General features: G+C 57.8%; 16 protein-coding genes. 7 read left to right on the top strand and 9 right to left on the bottom strand.

Going from position 1 to position 19,502, the window contains the following annotated elements; genetic code table 11:
* Window positions 1-28: 28 nt before the first annotated feature.
* Genes KI613_RS08110 through KI613_RS08095 form a run of 4 tightly spaced genes read left to right on the top strand, consistent with a single transcriptional unit; the run spans window position 29 to window position 2,534 of the window.
* Window positions 29-832 carry a DODA-type extradiol aromatic ring-opening family dioxygenase gene (locus KI613_RS08110; protein ID WP_226404854.1) on the top strand — a complete coding sequence of 268 codons (804 nt, stop codon included), beginning with the start codon at window positions 29-31 and terminating at the stop codon, window positions 830-832.
* 50 nt (window positions 833-882) lie between these two features.
* Window positions 883-1,386: a cytochrome b gene (locus KI613_RS08105; protein WP_404827005.1), complete on the top strand. Its 504-nt coding sequence runs from the start codon at window positions 883-885 to the stop codon at window positions 1,384-1,386.
* Window positions 1,383-1,937 (top strand): YceI family protein, encoded by a 555-nt coding sequence (locus tag KI613_RS08100; RefSeq protein ID WP_226404852.1) that lies wholly within the window; start codon window positions 1,383-1,385, stop codon window positions 1,935-1,937. The genes KI613_RS08105 and KI613_RS08100 overlap by 4 nt, the downstream gene beginning before the upstream one ends.
* A gap of 27 nt (window positions 1,938-1,964) precedes the next feature.
* A complete protein-coding gene (locus tag KI613_RS08095; RefSeq protein WP_226404851.1) occupies window positions 1,965-2,534 on the top strand; it encodes a YceI family protein in 570 nt (189 codons plus the stop codon).
* Window positions 2,535-2,627: 93 nt separating this feature from the next.
* On the opposite strand, the gene KI613_RS08090 is transcribed toward KI613_RS08095, so the two are convergent.
* Both KI613_RS08090 and KI613_RS08085 read right to left on the bottom strand, forming a co-directional pair.
* Entirely contained in the window at window positions 2,628-4,703 is a 2,076-nt protein-coding gene (locus tag KI613_RS08090; protein ID WP_226404850.1) for an HD domain-containing phosphohydrolase, read from the bottom strand.
* Between the two features lie 172 nt (window positions 4,704-4,875).
* Window positions 4,876-5,520, bottom strand: coding sequence for a transglutaminase-like cysteine peptidase (locus tag KI613_RS08085; RefSeq protein ID WP_226404849.1), 645 nt, complete (start codon window positions 5,518-5,520; stop codon window positions 4,876-4,878).
* Between the two features lie 234 nt (window positions 5,521-5,754).
* Here KI613_RS08085 and KI613_RS08080 point away from each other — a divergent pair, with 234 nt between their 5' ends.
* The 3 genes from KI613_RS08080 (at window position 5,755) to KI613_RS08070 (ending at window position 10,088) form a co-directional block, all read left to right on the top strand.
* The gene (locus tag KI613_RS08080; protein WP_226404848.1) at window positions 5,755-7,044 is read left to right on the top strand and encodes a tetratricopeptide repeat protein; all 1,290 of its coding nucleotides are present in this window, start codon (window positions 5,755-5,757) and stop codon (window positions 7,042-7,044) included.
* Between the two features lie 275 nt (window positions 7,045-7,319).
* Window positions 7,320-8,588: a HupA family protein gene (locus KI613_RS08075; RefSeq protein WP_226404846.1), complete on the top strand. Its 1,269-nt coding sequence runs from the start codon at window positions 7,320-7,322 to the stop codon at window positions 8,586-8,588.
* A gap of 216 nt (window positions 8,589-8,804) precedes the next feature.
* Entirely contained in the window at window positions 8,805-10,088 is a 1,284-nt protein-coding gene (locus KI613_RS08070) for a transferrin-binding protein-like solute binding protein (RefSeq protein ID WP_226404845.1), read from the top strand.
* An 84-nt stretch (window positions 10,089-10,172) separates the two neighbouring features.
* Here the strand turns inward: KI613_RS08070 and KI613_RS08065 are convergent, their stop codons facing one another.
* The 7 genes from KI613_RS08065 to KI613_RS08035 are packed head-to-tail and all read right to left on the bottom strand — an operon-like array spanning window position 10,173 to window position 19,380.
* On the bottom strand, window positions 10,173-11,966 hold the full coding sequence (locus tag KI613_RS08065) for an acyl-CoA dehydrogenase C-terminal domain-containing protein (RefSeq protein ID WP_226404844.1): 1,794 nt from the start codon (window positions 11,964-11,966) through the stop codon (window positions 10,173-10,175).
* Window positions 11,967-11,989: 23 nt separating this feature from the next.
* Window positions 11,990-12,937, bottom strand: coding sequence for an NAD(P)H-dependent flavin oxidoreductase (locus tag KI613_RS08060; RefSeq protein WP_226404843.1), 948 nt, complete (start codon window positions 12,935-12,937; stop codon window positions 11,990-11,992).
* Window positions 12,937-14,595 (bottom strand): long-chain-fatty-acid--CoA ligase, encoded by a 1,659-nt coding sequence (locus tag KI613_RS08055; protein ID WP_226404842.1) that lies wholly within the window; start codon window positions 14,593-14,595, stop codon window positions 12,937-12,939. Before KI613_RS08055 ends, KI613_RS08060 begins: the two co-directional genes overlap by 1 nt.
* 25 nt (window positions 14,596-14,620) lie before the next feature.
* Complete coding sequence (locus KI613_RS08050) at window positions 14,621-15,196, bottom strand: chalcone isomerase family protein (RefSeq protein ID WP_226404841.1); 576 nt, start codon at window positions 15,194-15,196, stop codon at window positions 14,621-14,623.
* Window positions 15,196-15,708: a DUF4442 domain-containing protein gene (locus KI613_RS08045; protein ID WP_226404840.1), complete on the bottom strand. Its 513-nt coding sequence runs from the start codon at window positions 15,706-15,708 to the stop codon at window positions 15,196-15,198. The genes KI613_RS08050 and KI613_RS08045 overlap by 1 nt, the downstream gene beginning before the upstream one ends.
* A gap of 53 nt (window positions 15,709-15,761) precedes the next feature.
* On the bottom strand, window positions 15,762-16,961 hold the full coding sequence (locus tag KI613_RS08040; RefSeq protein ID WP_226404839.1) for an acetyl-CoA C-acyltransferase: 1,200 nt from the start codon (window positions 16,959-16,961) through the stop codon (window positions 15,762-15,764).
* A 19-nt stretch (window positions 16,962-16,980) separates the two neighbouring features.
* Window positions 16,981-19,380 carry a 3-hydroxyacyl-CoA dehydrogenase/enoyl-CoA hydratase family protein gene (locus KI613_RS08035; protein ID WP_226404838.1) on the bottom strand — a complete coding sequence of 800 codons (2,400 nt, stop codon included), beginning with the start codon at window positions 19,378-19,380 and terminating at the stop codon, window positions 16,981-16,983.
* Between the last annotated feature and the right edge of the window lie 122 nt (window positions 19,381-19,502).

Here is a 19,502-nt window from a genome sequence, read left to right as displayed (position 1 = left end):
TGCATCCATCGACAAAGGAGTTGCAGCAATGACACAGATTCAACCCACCCTATTTGTTCCGCACGGCGCGCCGACTTTCGCCCTGCGCCCGGGTGCGGCTGGCGCGGCGTTGTCGGCCATGGCGACCTCGCTGGCCCTGCCGCGCGCCATCATCATCGTCAGCGCCCATTGGGATACGGCTGTGCCGACCGTCGGTTTCGCCGAGCGGCCGGAAACCATCCACGACTTCTGGGGTTTCCCGGATGAACTCTATGAAATCCGCTACCCGGCCACCGGCTGTCGCGAGGCCTCCGAAGAAGTCGTCGCGGCGCTGAAGACCGCAGGGCTGCCGGTCGCCACCGACGCCAGCCGCGGCCTCGACCACGGCGCCTGGGTACCGCTGCGCCTGATGTTCCCCGACGCCGAAGTGCCGGTCATTCCGCTCTCCATCCAGAGCCATGGCGGCCCGGCCCAGGCCTACAAGCTGGGCCAGGCCCTGGCGCCGCTCACGGCCAAGGGCTTTCTCGTCATCGCCTCGGGCAACCTGACCCACAATCTGCGCGATTACCAGTTGGCAGCCCGCAGCGGTGGGCAGACACCGGGCTATGTGCGCCAGTTCACCAACTGGCTGGCCGACAACCTGTATGCTCACGACATCGACACCTTGCTCGACTACCGCCGGCAAGCCCCGGGTGGTGCGCAAGCCCACCCGAGCGATGAACATTTATTGCCCTTGTATGTCGCACTCGGTGCCGGCGGCGAAAACGCCGAGACCACCCGCTTCCATGCCGGCATCGACGATTACGTCATCGCCATGGATGCATATTCATTTTTGCCCAAAAAAGGAGGTTGACCGTGGTAACCCAACACTACACCAGCACTGCCAAGCTCCTGCACTGGCTCATGGCCATCCTGATTTTCGGCCTGCTGATCCTCGGTTTTTACATGCACGACCTGCCGCTGTCGCCGGACAAGCTGAAGCTCTATTCATGGCACAAGTGGGCCGGCGTCACGGCCTTCCTGCTCGTCGGCTTTCGCCTGCTCTGGCGCATCACGCATCGCCCGCCAGCCCTGCCCGAGAGCATGCCGAAAATCATGCAGTTCGCCGCCCACGCCGGCCATCTGGCGCTCTACGGGCTGATGCTGGCCATTCCGCTGTCCGGCTGGCTGATGAGTTCGGCCAAGGGTTTTCAGACCGTCTGGTTCGGCGTCCTGCCCATCCCCGACCTACTTGAGAAAAACAAGGAAGTCGGCGACCTGCTGGCCCTCGTCCATCAAAGCCTGAACCTGCTGTTCGTGGTCGTGCTGCTCGGCCACATCGGCGCCGCCCTGAAACATCACTTCATCGACAAGGACGACATCCTGACCCGCATCCTGCCCCGCCACTCCAAGGAGAACAGAACATGAAACGCCTCGCCTTCGCACTAGCCTTCGCAACCCTGATTCCGGCCGCCCACGCCGTCGAATACACCCAGCTTCAAGCCGACAAAAGCACCGTCAATTTCGTCTACAAACAGATGGGCGTGGCGGTCGACGGGAAATTCCGGAAGTTTTCCAGCCAATTGAATTTCGACCCGGCCAAGCCGACTGCCGCCAAGGCGAGCTTCGCTGTCGAATTGGCCAGCGTCGACACCGGCGCCCCCGAAGGCGACGAGGAGGTCGCCGGCAAGCCGTGGTTCAACACCAAGGCATTCCCGACCGCCAAGTTTGTTTCCGGCATCGTCAAGCCTCTCGGCGGCAACAAATACGAAGTCGCCGGCCAGCTGACCATCAAGGGAAAGACGCAGGATGTCATAGTCCCGGCCACCTTCACGGCGCAAGGCAACAGCGGCGTGTTCGATGGCGCCTTCACCATCCGCCGCGCCGACTTTTCCATCGGCGAAGGCGCCTGGGCCAAGTTCGACATCGTCGCCAACGATGTCCAGATCAAGTTCCGCATCACCGCTTCAACGAAATAAACCCCAAACCACCACAGGAGAATCACCATGAAAAAACAACTCGCCACCCTCGCCCTTGCCATCGCCGCTGCCACCCCGGCCCTGGCCGCCCCGGAAACCTTCACGCTCGACGGCACGCACAGCTTTCCGCGCTTCTCGTACAGCCACTTTGGCTACTCGGTCCAGCTGAGCCGCTTCGACAAGACCACCGGCACCATCGTCCTCGACAAGGCCGCCAAGACCGCGAAGATCGATCTCGTTATCGACACCAAGTCGGTCAGCACCGGTTACGACACCTTCAACGACCACATCCAGGGTGAAGACTTCCTCAACACCGCCAAATACCCGACGGCTACTTTCAAGTCGACCAAGGTTGTGTTTGACGGGGACAAGCCGGCCTCCATCGAAGGCAACCTGACGCTCAAGGGCGTCACCAAGCTGGTCACGCTGAAGGTCACCGGTTACCAGGCCATGCCGCACCCGATGGTGAAGAAGGATGCCATCGGCGGCAACGCCACGGTCACCGTCAAGCGCTCCGACTTCAACATGGGCAAGCACGCCCCTTATGTTGGCGACGACGTGACCATCGACATCGCTGTCGAAGCAATCAAGCAGTAACCCAGTCAGCAAGGGACAAAAAAGCCGCCTCGAACCGGGCGGCTTTTTTGCTCCAAAGGCAGCGATCTATCGCTGCCACATCAAACCATCAAGTTACGAAGCATTTGCCGATGGCGCCGACCACTTGATCCATTCCGGCCGATTCTCGGCCACGTGGAACAAGGCCGCGACAACATGGCGATCGTACTTGGTGCCGGTCTCGCTCAACAACTTGTCGAGCGTCTGCTCCAAGGGCACGCCGGCACGATAGGCCCGAGCACTGACCATTGCCACGAAAGCATTGGCAACCGCCAGAATCCGGCTTTCGAGCAAGAGATCAGACTCCTTCAGCCCGGCAGGGTAGCCACTACCATCCAGATGCTCGCTCTTCTGAGCAATGATATTAATGACCGGCCCTTCGAATTCAATGGCATTCAGTACCGCAACAGAATGCTGTACGTGCGACTGCATGATCTTTTGTTCCTCGGGCGACAATATTTCCCGCTTGGTCAGCAATTCCCTCGGTACGAATATCTTCCCGACGTTTGCCAATTTTGCTGCCATATCAAGCGCCTCAGCAGCAGAATCACCGAGTCCAAGTTCGCGCGCGATAGCCCCGGCAACCAGGGCCGTACGCATCGAGTGCTCGGTACAAAATGGATCATGCGAATCAACAATACAGGTCAACACCCCGACAAGCTGCTTCATCAGCGCCTGACGTTTTGTCTGCGCGTCCTGCTCGACCGTCATGTCACGAGCGAGACAAAGAACCAGCCCTGAACCATAAGCAGTCGGGATAGGCACCGCAGAAAAATAATTGTGGCTGACTACGCAACCGATATCCAGATCCAACATTCGTGAAACAGTCTGCGATGTTTTTCGGCTTTCCACGACAAGCGTATCAATCCGATGTGCCGCGGACGGACCGACAATGCTCGATAGTGTTTTCCCCCGGAGAGCATCCGGGGACTCGTTGACCAGCGAGCCAAATGCCTTGTTGCAGAACTTCAGGCGCTCCTCTTCAACGGTAAAGATAAGGTCCGGAGTGCCATCCATGACACTCAGCAACAATGCAGACTGATCAGCCAATTCACGAGACTTGTTGCGTAGCACCTCGGAAACCGATCGTTCTTTCACGCTCGCACCATGCCACCATGCTGCAACCAAACCCGCCGCAATCACCAGAATGGCAAAGGTCAGCGTAATCATGAGGAAACGCTGATGATCCCGCGATTCCTTGAGCGCCTCCACGGCGTCGATCTTCTGGACAAGTATCCAGGGGGTCTGGCGGAAACTCCTGCTAACTGTCAGAACCTCGCGTCCGGCGTAATCCAGGTTCATTGAGAAACTTCCAGGCTTGGTCATCGCTTCGACCTCTACCTGATTTCCCGCCGATAGGGAAAGCTGTTTGCGTAACGGTGCAGTACCGTCTGCCAGCGGCGAGATAAACGCGACGAAATCCCCCTCGCGCCTCACCAGCAAAGTTTCATCGGCGCTCGTCAACGTCCCCTTGCGCAACAACAAGGGAAATAACTCGTCGCGCGCCCGCTTGACACCGGCAATCGCCGCAATCGGCCGCTGTCCAGGCTCATTAGACTGAACGGAAAACACGGGAATGGCAAAGCCCAGCACCACCTCCCCGGCGGTATTTTCATACAAATCCTGCAAGGCAGGCTTGCCGGTCTCCACCGCGCGGAGCAAGGTTGCCTTCAAGGCATCGTCGGCGTGAAAACCCGATGTTCCGACAATCGTCTTGCCCGAAGCATCAACGATGACAATGCCGGAGTCAGATGCGGAAGCGATGTTGGCCTGGACCTTTGTCTTCTGGCCGGCAAGGGAAAAACCATTTTTCTCGGCTGTTGTTTCAAGCAGGTTACGCAAGTACCCAAACTGGGCAGCCTGAGAATCCACGGTTTGTGCATCCGGGGCTGCGGCTAACTGCGAGAGGTAGAAACGCAACGATGCGTTCTCAGCCAGCTCCCTGACCACCCCATATTGCGTATCTATCCACTGATTGAGGCTTTGAGCACGGCTCTCGGCGACGACACCCAACAGGGTTTCCCACGCACGCAGATCACGACTCTTCTCGTTCGCCGTATAGTTGACGATCGACCAGACGCCTACAATCATAAGCAATCCTAGCGCAAGAATCGCCGGAGCCCACTGCTTACGCCACATTCGGGTTTTCATGATTTTGCATTCCTGGCGACAAGGCATTTATATCCGCCCAATGAATTAGCCGAAACAACTGCTAATACAGGCGTGCACAAAACCTGCCGAGAATTGATGCCACAAATACGTTTACTTGAATAAATCATATGTCCCGACTAGTACTTTGACAATTGACGACGGCCGCCACACTTCATGGCAAATGCATCCACCAGTTACGTTCATTTAGTGAAAAAACCGGAACGTAATGGGCAATCTTCTGATGCGAAACGACCTCCCGGACCTGATTGTCCAGAATAAAAATATCATCTCGCATATAAACAGCCAATACAGCATGGGGAATTCTAAGATTGGCATCCTGAACGACCACCACTCTCAAGGACTCCGCCGGAATTCCCAACTGTCTTAGCGAGAAATATTTGATGATGGCGAAATCCTCGCAATCGCCCCCCAAGGTCAGAAACTCACGCGGAATTGCCCAGTAATCTGAGCGACCGTAATTGTCCTGATCCAGCACATAACGAAAACGATTGGAAAAATCGTTCACAACCGCAACCTGTTCGCGGGGAGCATGCCCACGCATGGAACTGATCATGTCCAGCCACTCTGGCACCTTGCATAGGTTAACCGGACAGTTTTCTGGAGTTGGACGATCCTCGGCATGACGACGCATAACCGAGACCCACTGAGGGAAAATCGAAAATCCCTCCTTGCGCTCCTCTCGAGTACTAAAGAGCTTGTGATCCGGCGAATGGTTCTCTGCTGCTGTAGCAACTGAAAAGGCCGCGCCGACTAGGTATGCAAAAACATGAATCCATATATAAACAACGATTTTCACGTATCAATCTCGGCCGGGATAAGTCAAACACGCTTCTCGCATAGGAGTGCTCCAAACTATCGCATATGCAAGTTTACTGTCGAATAACTTTACAGTTGTAAAAAACCTACACACTGGGCCGATACAGACATCCGGGGAAGCAATCGCATGACATGAGCGGTGGGCACCGCTTACACTTACGCAAATTAACGTTTTGTTACCAAATTACCATAGTCACTTATAGAGGTACGATACATGAATGCTCGCAAAGCAGAAACCATTAGCTCCCTTAAACGCGTCTGCCTGCCTGTTTTTCTGGCCTTTGCCGGACTATCAGCCGCTACGGCTCAAGAAACAGTCGATACGGAAAAGCTATTCAAGGAAGGCATCTTCCTCCGCGAACAGGGTCAGGTATTCAGCGCCATCGAAGCGCTCGAAACAGTATTGAGCAACAATCCCTCGCTCAATCGCGCACGCTTGGAACTCGCTGTTGCCTACTTTCGTGCACTTAACCTAGATCAGGCCAACCTGCAGGCACAAAAAGTTCTTGACGACCCCAAGACGCCGGAAAACGTTCGCTTGGCAGTGCTGGCTTTCCAAGCCCAGATCAAGCGCGACCAGGCAGCACTAGTTGCCAAGCCACACACCTTTGAGCCTTCGATATCCCTTGGGTTTCTGTACGACACCAACGTAAACGTCGGCCCGAGTGGCGCCACGTTGCCCGGCGGCCTGGTTCTCCAACCCGGCTCCACTCCCCAGCATGATTGGGCAGGGGTTGCTCAGGCTGGTATTACGCACACCTATAACTCGCCGACCGTTATTCGATTTGGCGAAACCGCATCGCGCCTCATCTGGCAAACCAGTGCCGGCCTCTATCACAAGGGCTATTTCGAAAAAACCGATTTCGACCTGACGGCCCTTTCGCTATCGACTGGCCCGGGCTGGGTTGCTCCAAACAAATGGCGTACCAAGCTCAATTTTCAGGCTGATGCCCTGTATCTCGGTGGCGACTATCTCGGTCTCTACACCTCCGTTTCCCCGACTTTCACGCTGCAACTCAAGAATGGCGAGTTGACTTGGGATGCCTTGGTCCTGAACAAGAATTTCGACCGAGCAATCGATGCCGGGCGTGACAGCAACTATTACTCCACCGGCCTCTCCTACGGCCATCTGTTCCTGCAAGGAAAACTGGCCGTTCAGGGTGGCGCTCATGTCTTCATGGAAGAAGCCTCGGCCAACCGCTTCAGTAACGATGGCTGGGAAGCCTTCATTGGTGCCAACGTTGTCGCTTGGCAAAATGGTTCTGTATATGGCCGCTACAGCTACAAGGACACACAGTTCGACGGCGTGGAACCGGTTTTTAACGTCGCCCGAGACGAAACCGAGCATCGCCTTGAAGTTGGCTTTGGCCACAACTTCAAGGAAGGTCTGATGAAAGACTGGCGCGTGTCCGGTAGCTGGCAATTCACGGATAACAACTCCAATGTAAGCATCTACACTTACGAACGCGAAGTTGTTGGTGTCAATCTGGGGCGTTCGTTCTAACTCAAGATCCAACGCTTCAAAACAAAAAGGCGCCAAACGGCGCCTTTTTTACGATCTCAATTTGATGACAAACGTGAAATATTTCACAGAGACATGACGGGATTTTTTACACACCTCTTTCCCGACTTATATCAACCAATTGATTAATTGATAGTTTTCACTCATGGTCCAGTGTATGCGTTGTTAAAAACTGTAAAAGCCCCGACTTGCATTCATCCAGTTGGGTACTACAGTGAAATCAGGATAACCATTCCAGTCAAGCAGTGAGGGATATCATGAAAACGAAGCGTACAGTTATTGCAGCGTGTATCGCCACCCTCTTCATCAGCGGTACTGTGTTTGCAAAAGACAATTGGGAATACCATGAAAGCGGATGGAACAATGTGAACTCCTACGGAAAAGTAGCGATTGCACAAGATTCCGTCAGTCAATGGGGTCCGTGGGAGGACTTCGTAGAACCAGCAGCAGGTGCCCCATCTCCTGTTGCAATGCCCGGAATGTCCGGAGGCGATCTGTATCGTAACAATCCAATTGTGGTTCGCTTACCGGAAGGCTGTGCAACAGGAAATTGGTGCGGTTACGCCATATTCCGCAACTCTGCCAGCGGCGGAGAAGAAACGATGACAAGGTACTACTACAAGCCATCCGATCCGTGGAGTGCTGGTTTGTTTGCGCTGACACCAACCCCTGATGATCCAAGTATTACGGCAGGAAGCGGCCGAGGTGAAGGCACTGTTTTCTGGCGCGTCACTCCTCTCGGAACCACCGATCCAACATTCAGCGAATCGGGCACCAATATCCCGGCAAACTTTGGCGGCGGCTATGGTTGGTATCGGGATGATGGACTCCATCATTTTCATGCGTATGCAGGCAACGAAACAGACTCTGGCTGGGAAAGCAGTTCGGCAACCGGCTTTTCTCACAACTGGCTGTCAAGCGAAGCAAGCAGCGAAGTGGGGTATGGTTGGTTTGCACTCGCAGTCAAGGGTGCAGACAAGGAAGTGGCAGTTGGAACGTTTGAGCGAGAGGTAGCGACTTATACCAGTGGCAATGAAGAATATCGGTATTGGGACGAAACAACGGCCAGAACCAATGGTTACTATGTTGCTGGCATCGCCACACCCCAAGCCTATCTGGCTGACCAGCAAGCCCGCGATATCAGGGCTTATTACGCGGGCGGCAGTTTCGATGGATTTAGCCAAGGAAAGGTATTGATTCAGGTCCAGTTCGCCCCAGGCACGTGGCAGGGACAATGGACGGGTGCGATGAACTTCAAGGCAGAAGGCAACATCAGTGGTGCGAACATTAACTCAAACAGTGTCTCGGCCTTGTACTCCGGAAGCAGTTCCTCCTATGCCGGCTCCGTCCAAGGGACGTTTTATGGTCAACAAGCCGGATCGATCGGCGGTGTTTCAAGTGTGACCAAGACCTACACTCCTCCAGTTGATGCTCGCATAGCTCAAATGCCATCTACTCAAACTCAAACGGCAGTATTCCTAGTCAATAAAGTTTATAGCACTGGTTCTTCTGCCACCCCTGAGTAATGAGCACACTACTTGGCTGACGTCTGGCCAAGCTCAGAAAGGCGCCGCAAGGCGCCTTTTTTTATTGCCGGCGCCGGCCGAGTCCATCCTGTTTGGCGAGAAATGAGAAATACATCACGGTTGAATCCTGAAGCAAAGAGACTCACTGCAAGAATCAATTTAAACTGGAGTCACATAAATTTTATTTATTCGACATAAACTGCGACGGGGAAAATCTTGAAAAAAAATTGCTCAATTGTTGCCACATCCATCGTGGCACTTTTTGCCACTAGCCCAGTATTTGCAATAGATTCGTGGCAATTTCATGAGAATGACTGGAGCAAGGTCCGGTCGTATGCCACAGTTCCAATCTCGCAGGATTCGCTCGATAGTTGGGGCGCATGGGGAGGTTTTGTCGAGCCTGCCGCTGGCGCACCCAGCGTTGCGCAAATGCCGGGAGTTGCCGGGTCTGACCCATATCGCACAACCCCAAACGCAACAAGGGTAGCCGCTGACGTTTGTCGCGGTGGCGATTGGTGCGGCTATGCTGTTTTCGCCAACCAACAGTGGGACTACAACCAATCCAGAGGTAAAGGCGAATCCTCCGAGGGAAATACCTATTCCGGCCCCATGGCTGGGCTTTTTGGTCTAACCTTGACACCCGATAACCCAACAGCCGTCACAGTAAACGGCGGATCCGGTTCAGGTATGGTCTCATGGCGGCTTGCTGGCTTGACCGGCACGGCCCCCCTCTTAAATAATTCCGGGACAGACCTGCCAGCCACATTCGGAAACTGGTATTGGTATTCCGGTGGCCAAGGTGGCCTGAACAATTTTTATGCTGAACGGTATTCGAATACAGATAACGGCAACACCACTACATATGGTGGCAGCTATGTTTACGGGTTTCCACAAGATTATTACTACTATTGGGGTCTCCCGACTTCAAACAAGGAAGTCGCCGTCGGGTGGTTCGGTCGCTATATCGAATCCTACGTCAATGGCCAGGACGAAGAACGTGAGTGGAACAACGGCAACGGCACGCAAACCTACGGTTACTATGTAGCCGGCATTGCCACACCACAGGCTTACCTTGACTCACAACGTGCCGGCAATGTTGTCGCCACCTATTCAGGCAGCAGCATGGACGTCAGAGGCTACCAAACCTCAGTCAATATGACCGTCAATTTTGGAAATGCAACCTGGAGTGGTAGCTGGAATAATGGCTCGGATGGGCATGTTTACACCAACACCGCTTCCAATGGCGCAACCCACTTGCATGGTCAAGTAGGCTTCAATGCCAGTGGAACAATCAGCGGAGCAAACATCAACTCCACCGCCCTCAGCGCCAACGATGGCATCGTGACGGGTAAAGTGCAGGGCACGTTCTATGGGCAAACAGCGGGATCGATCGGCGGCGTTTCGGATATTGTCAAAACGAATACGGCAACGATGACCCCAACGACTGCTGCACATACTGCAGTATTTCTGGTCAACAAGGTTGAAAACACACCGAGATAATCATCGGGAAATCAAGGAAAAAGGCGCCACTTGGCGCCTTTTTCATGTCGCAAAAATATCAGCCTTCGCTATCCGTGCAAGACCTCAGAAAACCCCGTCGCCAACGCCAGCCAATGCAGCATCACCGGCCATGACAGTTTCAGCATAGGCTGCCGCTTGCGGTAGCATCTGGTCGGCGTAGAAACGGGCCGTGGCGACTTTGGCCCGGTAGAAGGTCTGGTCACCCTCACCCTTGTCGAAATAGCCGGCTGCCGCAAGTGCGGCTTTGCCCATGAACCAGCCGCCACAGACGGTAACGGCGAGGTGCAGGTAGGGGACTGCTGCGGTCAACACGCCGGAAACGCCGGTTTTGGCGTTGGCGGCCAGCCATTCGGTGGCTTCTGTCCAGGCCTTGAGCGCCACGCCGAGGCGCTGGCCGATGGCTTGCAGCTCCGGCTTGCCGGAGGCGCCGAGCGCTTTGGCGGTGGCGTAGACCTCGCCGAAGACGAGTTTGGCGGTAGCGCCCTGGTCGCGCATCAGCTTGCGGAACAGCAGGTCGTTAGCCTGGATGCCGGTGGTGCCTTCGTAGATGGTGGTGATGCGCGAGTCGCGCCAGTGCTGGGCGGCGCCGGTTTCTTCGATGAAGCCCATGCCGCCGTATATCTGGATGCCGAGCGAGGTGACTTCGATACCCATTTCGGTACCGCCACCCTTTACGATGGGGATCATGAATTCGGCAAGGTAGAGCTGGCGCTTTTTCTCGCCGGCATCGGTCGCCGCATGGGCACGGTCGAGCAGGCCGGAGGTGTAGTAGGTCATGGCGCGGTTGGCTTCAACGCGGCACTTCATGAGCATCAGCATGCGGCGGATATCCGGGTGCTTGTCGAGGGTGACCAGCGCCTCGCCGGTCAGCGCATCGCGCCCCTGCTTGCGTTCGCGGGCAAAGGCCAGAGCCTGCTGGTAGGCGCGTTCGCCCAGCGCGATGCCTTGCAGGCCAACGCCGAGACGGGCTTCGTTCATCATGATGAACATGTATTCGAGGCCGCGATTGGCTTGGCCGAGCAGGTAGCCGACGGCGCCGCCGTTGTCACCATAGGCCATGACGCAGGTCGGGCTGGCATGGATGCCGAGCTTGTGTTCGATGGAGACGCAGTAGGCATCGTTACGGGCGCCAAGCGAACCGTCGGCGTTGACCAGGAATTTCGGCACCAGGAACATCGAGATGCCCTTCACCCCGGCCGGCGCATCGGGCAGGCGGGCGAGCACGAGGTGGACAATGTTGTCCGTCATGTCGTGGTCGCCGTAGGTGATGAAGATTTTCTGGCCGAACACCTTGTAGCTGCCGTCGGTCTGCGGCTCGGCGCGCGAGCGGATCAGCGCCAGGTCGGAGCCGGCTTGCGGCTCAGTCAGGTTCATCGTGCCGGTCCATTGGCCGGTGATCATCTTTTCGAGGTAGATCGCTTTCAGCTCGTCGCTGGCACAAGTCAGCAGCGCTTCGACGGCCCCGGTAGTGAGCAAGGGGCCGAGCGAAAAGGACAGGTTGGCCGAGCAGACCATTTCCTTGACGGCGATGCCCAGCGTATCGGGCAGCCCCTGACCGCCAAAATCAGCCGGCGAGGTAATGCCGTTCCAGCCGGCTTCACAGAAGGCCTTGTAGGCTTCCTTCCAGCCGGTTGGGGTGGTGACGCCGTTCGGGGTCAGCTTGCAGCCTTCCTTGTCACCGACGCGGTTGAGCGGGGCGAGGACTTCGCCGGTGAACTTGGCCGCTTCTTCCAGAATCGCATCGGCCAGGTCGGGCGTGGCATCTTCGAAACCGGCGATCTGGCTCAGTTCCTTGAAACCAGCCAGCTCGTCCATGACGAAACGCATGTCTTTTACGGGCGCACGGTAGTCGCTCATTTGGTCTGTCTCCTATTTGTTTTTCAGAATGGACTGCTGCACAACGCCGTCTTCGCGGCGCGGTATTCCTGTTTCAGGCGGGCCACCAGTTCTGCGGTCGGCATCACGTCATCGATGGTGCCGACGCCCTGCCCGGCGCCCCAGATATCTTTCCAGGCCTTGGCCGCTGTCGCACCACCAAAGTTCATCGTGGTTTTGTCTTTTTCCGGCAGATTGGCTGGATCGAGGCCGGCGGCGAGAATGCTTTTGCTCAGGTAATTGCCATGCACACCAGTGAAGTACGGCGTGTAGACGACGTCCTTGGCAGCGCTGTCGACGATGGCCTGCTTGTAGGCATCGACGGCATGCGCTTCGTCGGTGGCGATGAAGCGCGTCCCGATGTAGGCAAAATCTGCACCCATGGCTTGCGCGGACAGAATCGCGCTGCCGTTGGTGATCGAGCCAGAGAGCGCGATCGGACCATCGTAGAACTTGCGGATTTCACCGACCAGCGCGAAGGGGCTCAGCATGCCGGCGTGACCGCCGGCCCCGGCGCAAACCAGGATCAGCCCATCGACGCCAGCCTCCAACGCCTTTTCCGCATGGCGGACGCTGATCACGTCATGAAAAACCTTGCCACCGTAGGCATGCACCGGCGGTACGATCTGCGTTGGCGCCGACAGGCTGGTGATGATGAGCGGCACCTGGTGCTTTACGCACAGCATCATGTCGTGCTCCAGCCGCTCGTTGGAGGGGTGGATGATCTGGTTGACGGCGAATGGTGCGGCCTTTGGATCGGTGGTCAGCTCGCTCTTGATGCGGGTCAGCCACTCGTCGAGCAACTCCTTGGGCCGGGCATTGAGGGCCGGGAAGGAGCCGATCAGGCCGCCCTTGCACTGGGCGATGACGAGATCGGGGTTGGAGACGATGAACATCGGCGCGCAAATGACAGGTAGCGCCAGGTTCTTGTTCAGTGATTCTGGAATCGGCATCAAGCCCCCTCTTTCAATGCGCGACGCAGGATCTTGCCGACGTTCGTCCGCGGCAGGTCGTCGCGGAATTCGACATGTTTCGGAATCTTGTAACCGGTCAGCAGGCCGCGGCAATGGTCGATCAGCATGCGCTCGGTCACCGCCGGGTCCTTGCGGACGACGAAAATCTTCACCGCTTCGCCGGAGTTCTCGTCGACCACGCCGATGGCCGCAACATCGCGCACACCGGGGTGCATGGCGACGACTTCCTCGACCTCATTCGGGTAAACGTTGAAGCCGGAGACCAGAATCATGTCCTTCTTGCGGTCAACCAGAAAAACGAAGCCTTTTTTATCAACATAGCCAACGTCGCCCGTACGCAGAAAACGGTCCGGATAAAAGACATAGTCCGTTTCCTCCTGCCGTTGCCAGTAGCCTTTCATGACCTGCGGGCCGCGGATGCAGATTTCTCCGATCTGGCCCTGCGGCACCTCGTTGCCGTAGTCGTCGCGGATCGAGACCTCGGTGGAGGAAATCGGCAGGCCGATGGAACCATTGAACTCGCCCATATCAAGCGGGTTGATCGTTGCTGCCGGCGAGGTTTCGGTCAGGCCGTAGGCCTGCAGCAAGGGCGTACCGGTCACTTTCTTCCATTTTTCGGCGACCGGTCCCTGCACCGCCATGCCGCCACCCAGCGTGACGCGCATGGTCGAGAAATCCAGCTTGGCGAAATCTTCGTTATTGAGCAAGGCATTGAACAGCGTGTTGACGCCGGTCACCACCGTCACCGGGTATTTTCCCCACTCCTTGACGAAGCCGGGGATGTCGCGCGGATTGGCGATCAGCAGGTTGCGCGCACCGATCATCAGGAAGGTCAGGCAGTTCGCTGTCAGGGCGAAGATGTGATACAGCGGCAAGGCCGTGATGATGAATTCCTCGCCCTCACGCACCACCGGCTTGATCCAGCTATAGGCCTGGGTGATGTTGGCGGCGATGTTGGCGTGGGTCAGCATGGCGCCTTTGGACACACCCGTCGTGCCACCCGTGTATTGCAGGAATGCGATGTCGTCCTGGGTCAGCGGCACCGGTTGCCAGCCGTGGCTGCGCCCGGTAGCCAGCGCGCTGTTGAAGCCGATGGAACCGGGTAGTTTCCAGACCGGCACCAGCTTCTTGACGTGGCGTACGACGAAATTGACGATGATGCCCTTGAGGCCGAGCATTTCGCCCATCGGCGTGACGATGACGTGCTTGATCGCCGTGTGAGCGACGACCTGCTCGAGCGTGTGAGCAAAGTTTTCGACGATGACGATGGCAACTGCACCGGAATCCTTGAGCTGGTGTTCGAGCTCGCGCGGCGTGTAGAGCGGGTTGCAATTGACCACTACACAACCAGCGCGCAGCGTGCCGAAGAGCGCCACGGGATATTGCAGCAGGTTGGGCATCATCAGCGCGACGCGGTCGCCCTTCTTCAGGCCTTTGGCCTGCAGCCAGCCGGCGAAGGCCTTGCTCTCTTCGTCGAGCTGGCGATAGGTCATTGCCTTGTCCATGCTGATGTAGGCGACCTTGTCGGCATAGGTCGTGCAGGCTGTTTCGAACAGCGCGACGAGCGACGGGATGTGGTCGATGTCGATTTCGGCCGGCACGCCATTCGGATAGCTTTGTAGCCAGATTTTTTCCATGATTGTCTCCTCCTCCGTTGTCAACCTAGGACCCGAGCAGCGCCTTCTTCAACGAGGCGTCCACCGGCTTGTCACCGAGCCAGACCTTGAGCAGCGCTTTGGCAAAACCAGCACCGGCCACCTTGCCGCGCGCTTCCCCGTTCAGGCTGACAGCGACGCCGTCTGCGGAGAAGTCAATGCCAATGGTATCGCCTTCGCGGGCCTTGCCGATACCCTTCATGATGCCGCCCAGCTGGTCGGCCTGCGGTTTCAGCTCGGCCAACTCGGCCGGACTGTGGTTGCTCTTCAAGCCTTCGTCGAGTGCTGAGCTCAGCGTATCGGCATCGAGATCGCGCATCATGCGCATGACCATGCGGCGCGGCTGCGGGCTGTCGTAGATTGCCGTCGGTGTCGTCGACTTTTGGCCAACATAGAGTGCCCCAACGTAAACCTTGATGAACAGTTTGCTGCGCAGGCCGGCGCCGTTGAGCACCAGATCACTGCTGCCGACGCGGATGGTGTCGTCCACTTTCACCCCGGCAACTTCTGCGGCATGCAGCCCAGGAACGGCGAGCAATGCGGCAATGAGCGCTGCCTTGCGGACGCTTGTTGATGTAATCATTATTTGTCTCCTCCACCGCTCTTTTGTCGGTAGTAATGTTTATCGGCGATGTAAACCGTGCGTTCGACGACGGTATGCACGATGCCGTGCTGGTCTTTCAATTCGACCTGATAAGTCCGCTCAAGCTCCGGATTTTTGGCCAGTTCGGCCCGGATTTCATCCACTTCCTCGTCAGTCAACACAAAATCGGCATACAGCGTCGAAAACCCGGGCTTGCGATAACGAATGCTCGCTGCCTTGTCCCAGACGATATAACCGTCGCCGAGCGCCGCCATGAGCATCATCGGATGCGCTCCATCGGTGATCGCAAACAGCGAGCCACCGTAGAGCGAACCGACGATATTCTTCGTCTTCCAGTTCAGCGGCAGGGAAACCCGGATGTGGCGCAAATCCTTCGCCACATGGGTCACCCGGCCACCCGTGCCGCGAAAGGCCGGATGAAAATTGAAGCCAAGACGCACCATGCGGGCCCGCCAGGTTGGAGAAAGTTTGGCCAGCCAGGCGGGTTTCATGATTTCAATTTTGGCCGTTTTTTCTGGTTGACCGTGGCATTCGCGGTTTCCCCTCAAATCCGTTCGATGATGCCGGCAGCGCCCATCCCCGTTCCAATGCACATCGTCACCATGCCGTACTTGCCGCCGGTGCGCTTGAGGCCATGCGCGACAGTGGCGATGCGGATGGCGCCGGTTGCGCCGAGCGGGTGGCCGAGGGCGATGGCGCCACCGAGCGGGTTCACCTTGGTCGGATCGATGCCGAGTTCCTGCATGACGGCAATCGACTGCGCAGCGAAGGCTTCGTTGAGTTCGATCCAGTCCAGCTCATCCTGGCGGATGCCAACCTGCGCCAGCACCTTGGGAATCGCCGCGACCGGGCCGATACCCATGATCTCCGGCGCCACGCCACCGACGGCGTAACCAGCAAAGCGGGCCAGCGGCGTCAGGTTGTGTTCGCGCAAAATTTTCTCGGAAACCAGCATCACGGCACCGGCCCCGTCGGACATCTGCGAGGAATTGCCGGCCGTCACCGAGCCACGGGCATGGAAGACCGGCTTCAGCTTGGCCAGTTTGTCGAGGGCCGAATCAGGGCGCGGACCTTCGTCGGTATCGGCCACGCGTTCGCGAATGCGGATTTCGCCGGAAGCCAGATCGGGCAGGCTTTCGCGGATGGTATAGGGCGAAATTTCCGCCTTGAAATGACCTGCGGCAATCGCCGCACAGGCCCGGCGATGCGACTCGACGGCGAAAGCATCCTGCACTTCGCGGCTGACCTTCCACTGGTTCGCCACCTTCTCGGCGGTGAGGCCCATCCCAAAAGCGATGCCGAGGTTTTCCTCCTTGGCGAAGATGGCCGGGTTCATCGACATCTTGTTGCCCATCATCTGCGGCATGACGCTCATCGACTCGGTGCCGGCGGCGATCATCACATCGGCCAGGCCGAGGCGGATCTGGTTGGCGGCATCGGCTACCGCCTGCACCCCGGAGGAGCAGAAACGGTTGATGGTGATACCCGGCACGGTGATCGGCAGCCCGGCCAACAGCAGGCCGATACGAGCGACGTTCATCCCCTGCTCGGCTTCCGGCATGGCGCAGCCGACAATGACATCGCCGATCAGCGCCGGATCGATACCCGGAACCTGGGCGACGACCGATTTGATGACATGGGCAAGCATGTCATCCGGCCGCACGTTCTTGAACATGCCGTTTTTCTTGGCCACCGGCAAACGGGTGGCGGCGACGATGTAGGCGTCTTGAATCTGTTTGCTCATAATTTTTTCCTCAGCCCGATTAGTTGCGTAGCGGCTTGCCGGTATCGAGCATGTGCTTGATCCGGGCCTGGGTTTCGGGGGTTTTCAGCAGTTCGACGAACAAGCGGCGCTCGACGGTGATCAGCCATTCTTCATCGACCAGGCTGCCGGTTTCGACCTCGCCGCCGCACAGGGCGATGGCAGCGAACTTGGCGACCTTGTAGTCGTGCGCCGAAATCATGCCGCCCTCCTTCATGTTCACCAGCATCATTTCCAGCGTCGCGATGCCGTTCTTGCCGGCGACCGGGATGGCGCGTGCCTTCGGCGGCGGCGCGTAGCCAGCCTCGGCCATGGCGCGCGCTTCGCGGATCGCCACGAAGAGCAGTTCGTTGGCGTTGAACAGGATGGTGTCGGACGGCTTGGCAAAGCCGTAATCGACGGCCTCGACAGCGCTCTTCGCCACCTTGGCCATGGCAATGGTCATGAAGGCATTTTGCAGGTAATTGAAGACCTCGCCCGGCACGTTCGACTGGGCAGCCCATTCGGCGGCGCGCACGGCGAATTCCTTGCAGCCGCCGCCAGCCGGGATCAGCCCGACACCAGCCTCGACCAGCCCGACATAGCTTTCGAGCGCCATGACGCGTTTGCCGGCATGCATGACAAACTCGCAGCCACCGCCCAGCGCCATGCCTTGCACTGCAGCAACGGTCGGGACCTGGGCGTACTTGAGCGTTTGCGACGCGCGCTGGAACTTCTCGACGGTCTGTTCGAGCAGATCGAACTGGCCGGCGACGATAGCCTCGGTCACCTGGGCCAGGTTGGCGCCCACAGCGAACGGCGCTTCATGCCAGAGCACGATGCCATCAAGCGTCGTTTCGGCCTGGCGCACGGCGGCGATCACACCATCGAGCACCTCGTCGCCGATGGTGTGCATCTTCGACTTGATCGACAGGATGCCGATACCGGCATCGACCGCTGGCAGTTTCCAGAGACGAACGCCATCAGTCTCAAACAGCGTTTCACCCGATTTCTCGGGCGTCGCACCGCTCTCGCCGAGCACGCGCTCGGGGAAAAGCTGGCGTTGATAGACGGGTAGCGTGGAGCGGGCGACGTAGGCGTTCTTGCTGGCCGAATACGAACCCTGCGCCGTATGCACACCGGTCCGCCCCGCTTCCAGCACCCAGGCCGGCAGCGGCGTCGCGCTCATGCTCTTGCCGGCAGCGATATCGACGGCAATGGCTTTGGCAATCTCGCTCCAGCCGGCGGCCTGCCAGGTTTCGAACGGCCCTTGCGCCCAGCCGAAGCCCCAGCGCATGGCGAAATCGAGATCGCGGGCATTGTCGGCGACACTCTCCAGTTGCACGGCAGCGTAGTGAAAAATATCGCGGAAGATGGCCCACAGGAACTCGGCCTGCGGATGCGCCGAAGCGCGCAAGGCGGCGAACTTTTCGGCCGGATTCTTGATCTTCAGGATGGCGGCAACCTCTTCGGCCACTTCACCGGCCGACTTGCGGTAATCCTGCGCCTTCAGGTCGAGGACCTGGATCTCCTTGCCCTGCTTGCGGAAGATGCCGCAGCGGGTTTTCTGGCCCAAGGCGCCCTTCTCGATCAGCAACTGAAGCCAGGCCGGGCTGGTGAAATACTGGTGCCACGGGTCGTTGGGCAGCGTGTCCTGCATGGTCTTGACGACGTGAGCCAGGGTATCGAGGCCGACGACATCGGCCGTACGATAGGTGGCGCTCTTCGGACGGCCGATCTTCGGGCCAGTCAGCGCATCGACTTCATCGAAGCCAAGACCGAAAGCCTGGGTGTGATGCATGACGGCGAGAATCGACATGACGCCGATACGGTTGGCGACGAAGTTCGGCGTATCGAGGGCGCGAATGACGCCCTTGCCGAGACGCGAGGTCAGCCAGGTTTCCAGCGCGTCGAGCGTGCCGCCGTCGGTGCTTTGCGTGCCGATGATCTCGACCAGATGCATGTAGCGCGGCGGATTGAAAAAGTGGATGCCGCAGAAACGCGGACGGACGGCTTCCGGCAGCCCCTGGGCCAGCGCATTCATCGACAGGCCGGAGGTGTTGGAGGCGATGATGGCATTCGGCGCGAGGTGCGGCGCGATCTTGGCGTAGAGGTCGTTCTTCCAGTCCATACGCTCGGCGATGGCTTCGATGACCAGATCGCACTCGGCGAGCAGCGGCAGGTGCTCGTCGTAATTGGCGGCGTCGATGAACTTCAGCTTGCCCTTGTTGGCCAGCGGCGCCGGGTCGAGCTTCTTGAGGCCGTCGAGGGCCTTTTTGACGATACCGTTCTTGTCGCCGTCCTTGGCCGGCAGGTCGAACAGCACGACCGGCACGTTGGCATTGGCAAGGTGCGCGGCGATCTGCGCTCCCATGACGCCAGCGCCAAGCACAGCCGCTTTCTTCACGATCAACTTGTTCAATTGCATCTCCTTTTAAGTCTCTTATTTTCCGCTTCGTTAATATAAAACGAACGTTTGAATTATAGAACAGCGACTTCCACGGTCAACCGGTTTTTTAGGCCAAAATCAAAAAAAATCCCCGG

The sequence above is a fragment of the Ferribacterium limneticum genome, assembly GCF_020510585.1.
GTDB lineage: Bacteria > Pseudomonadota > Gammaproteobacteria > Burkholderiales > Rhodocyclaceae > Azonexus.
The sequence above is the reverse complement of the archived record's forward strand: the minus strand, read 5'-3'. Positions and strand labels throughout refer to the sequence as shown.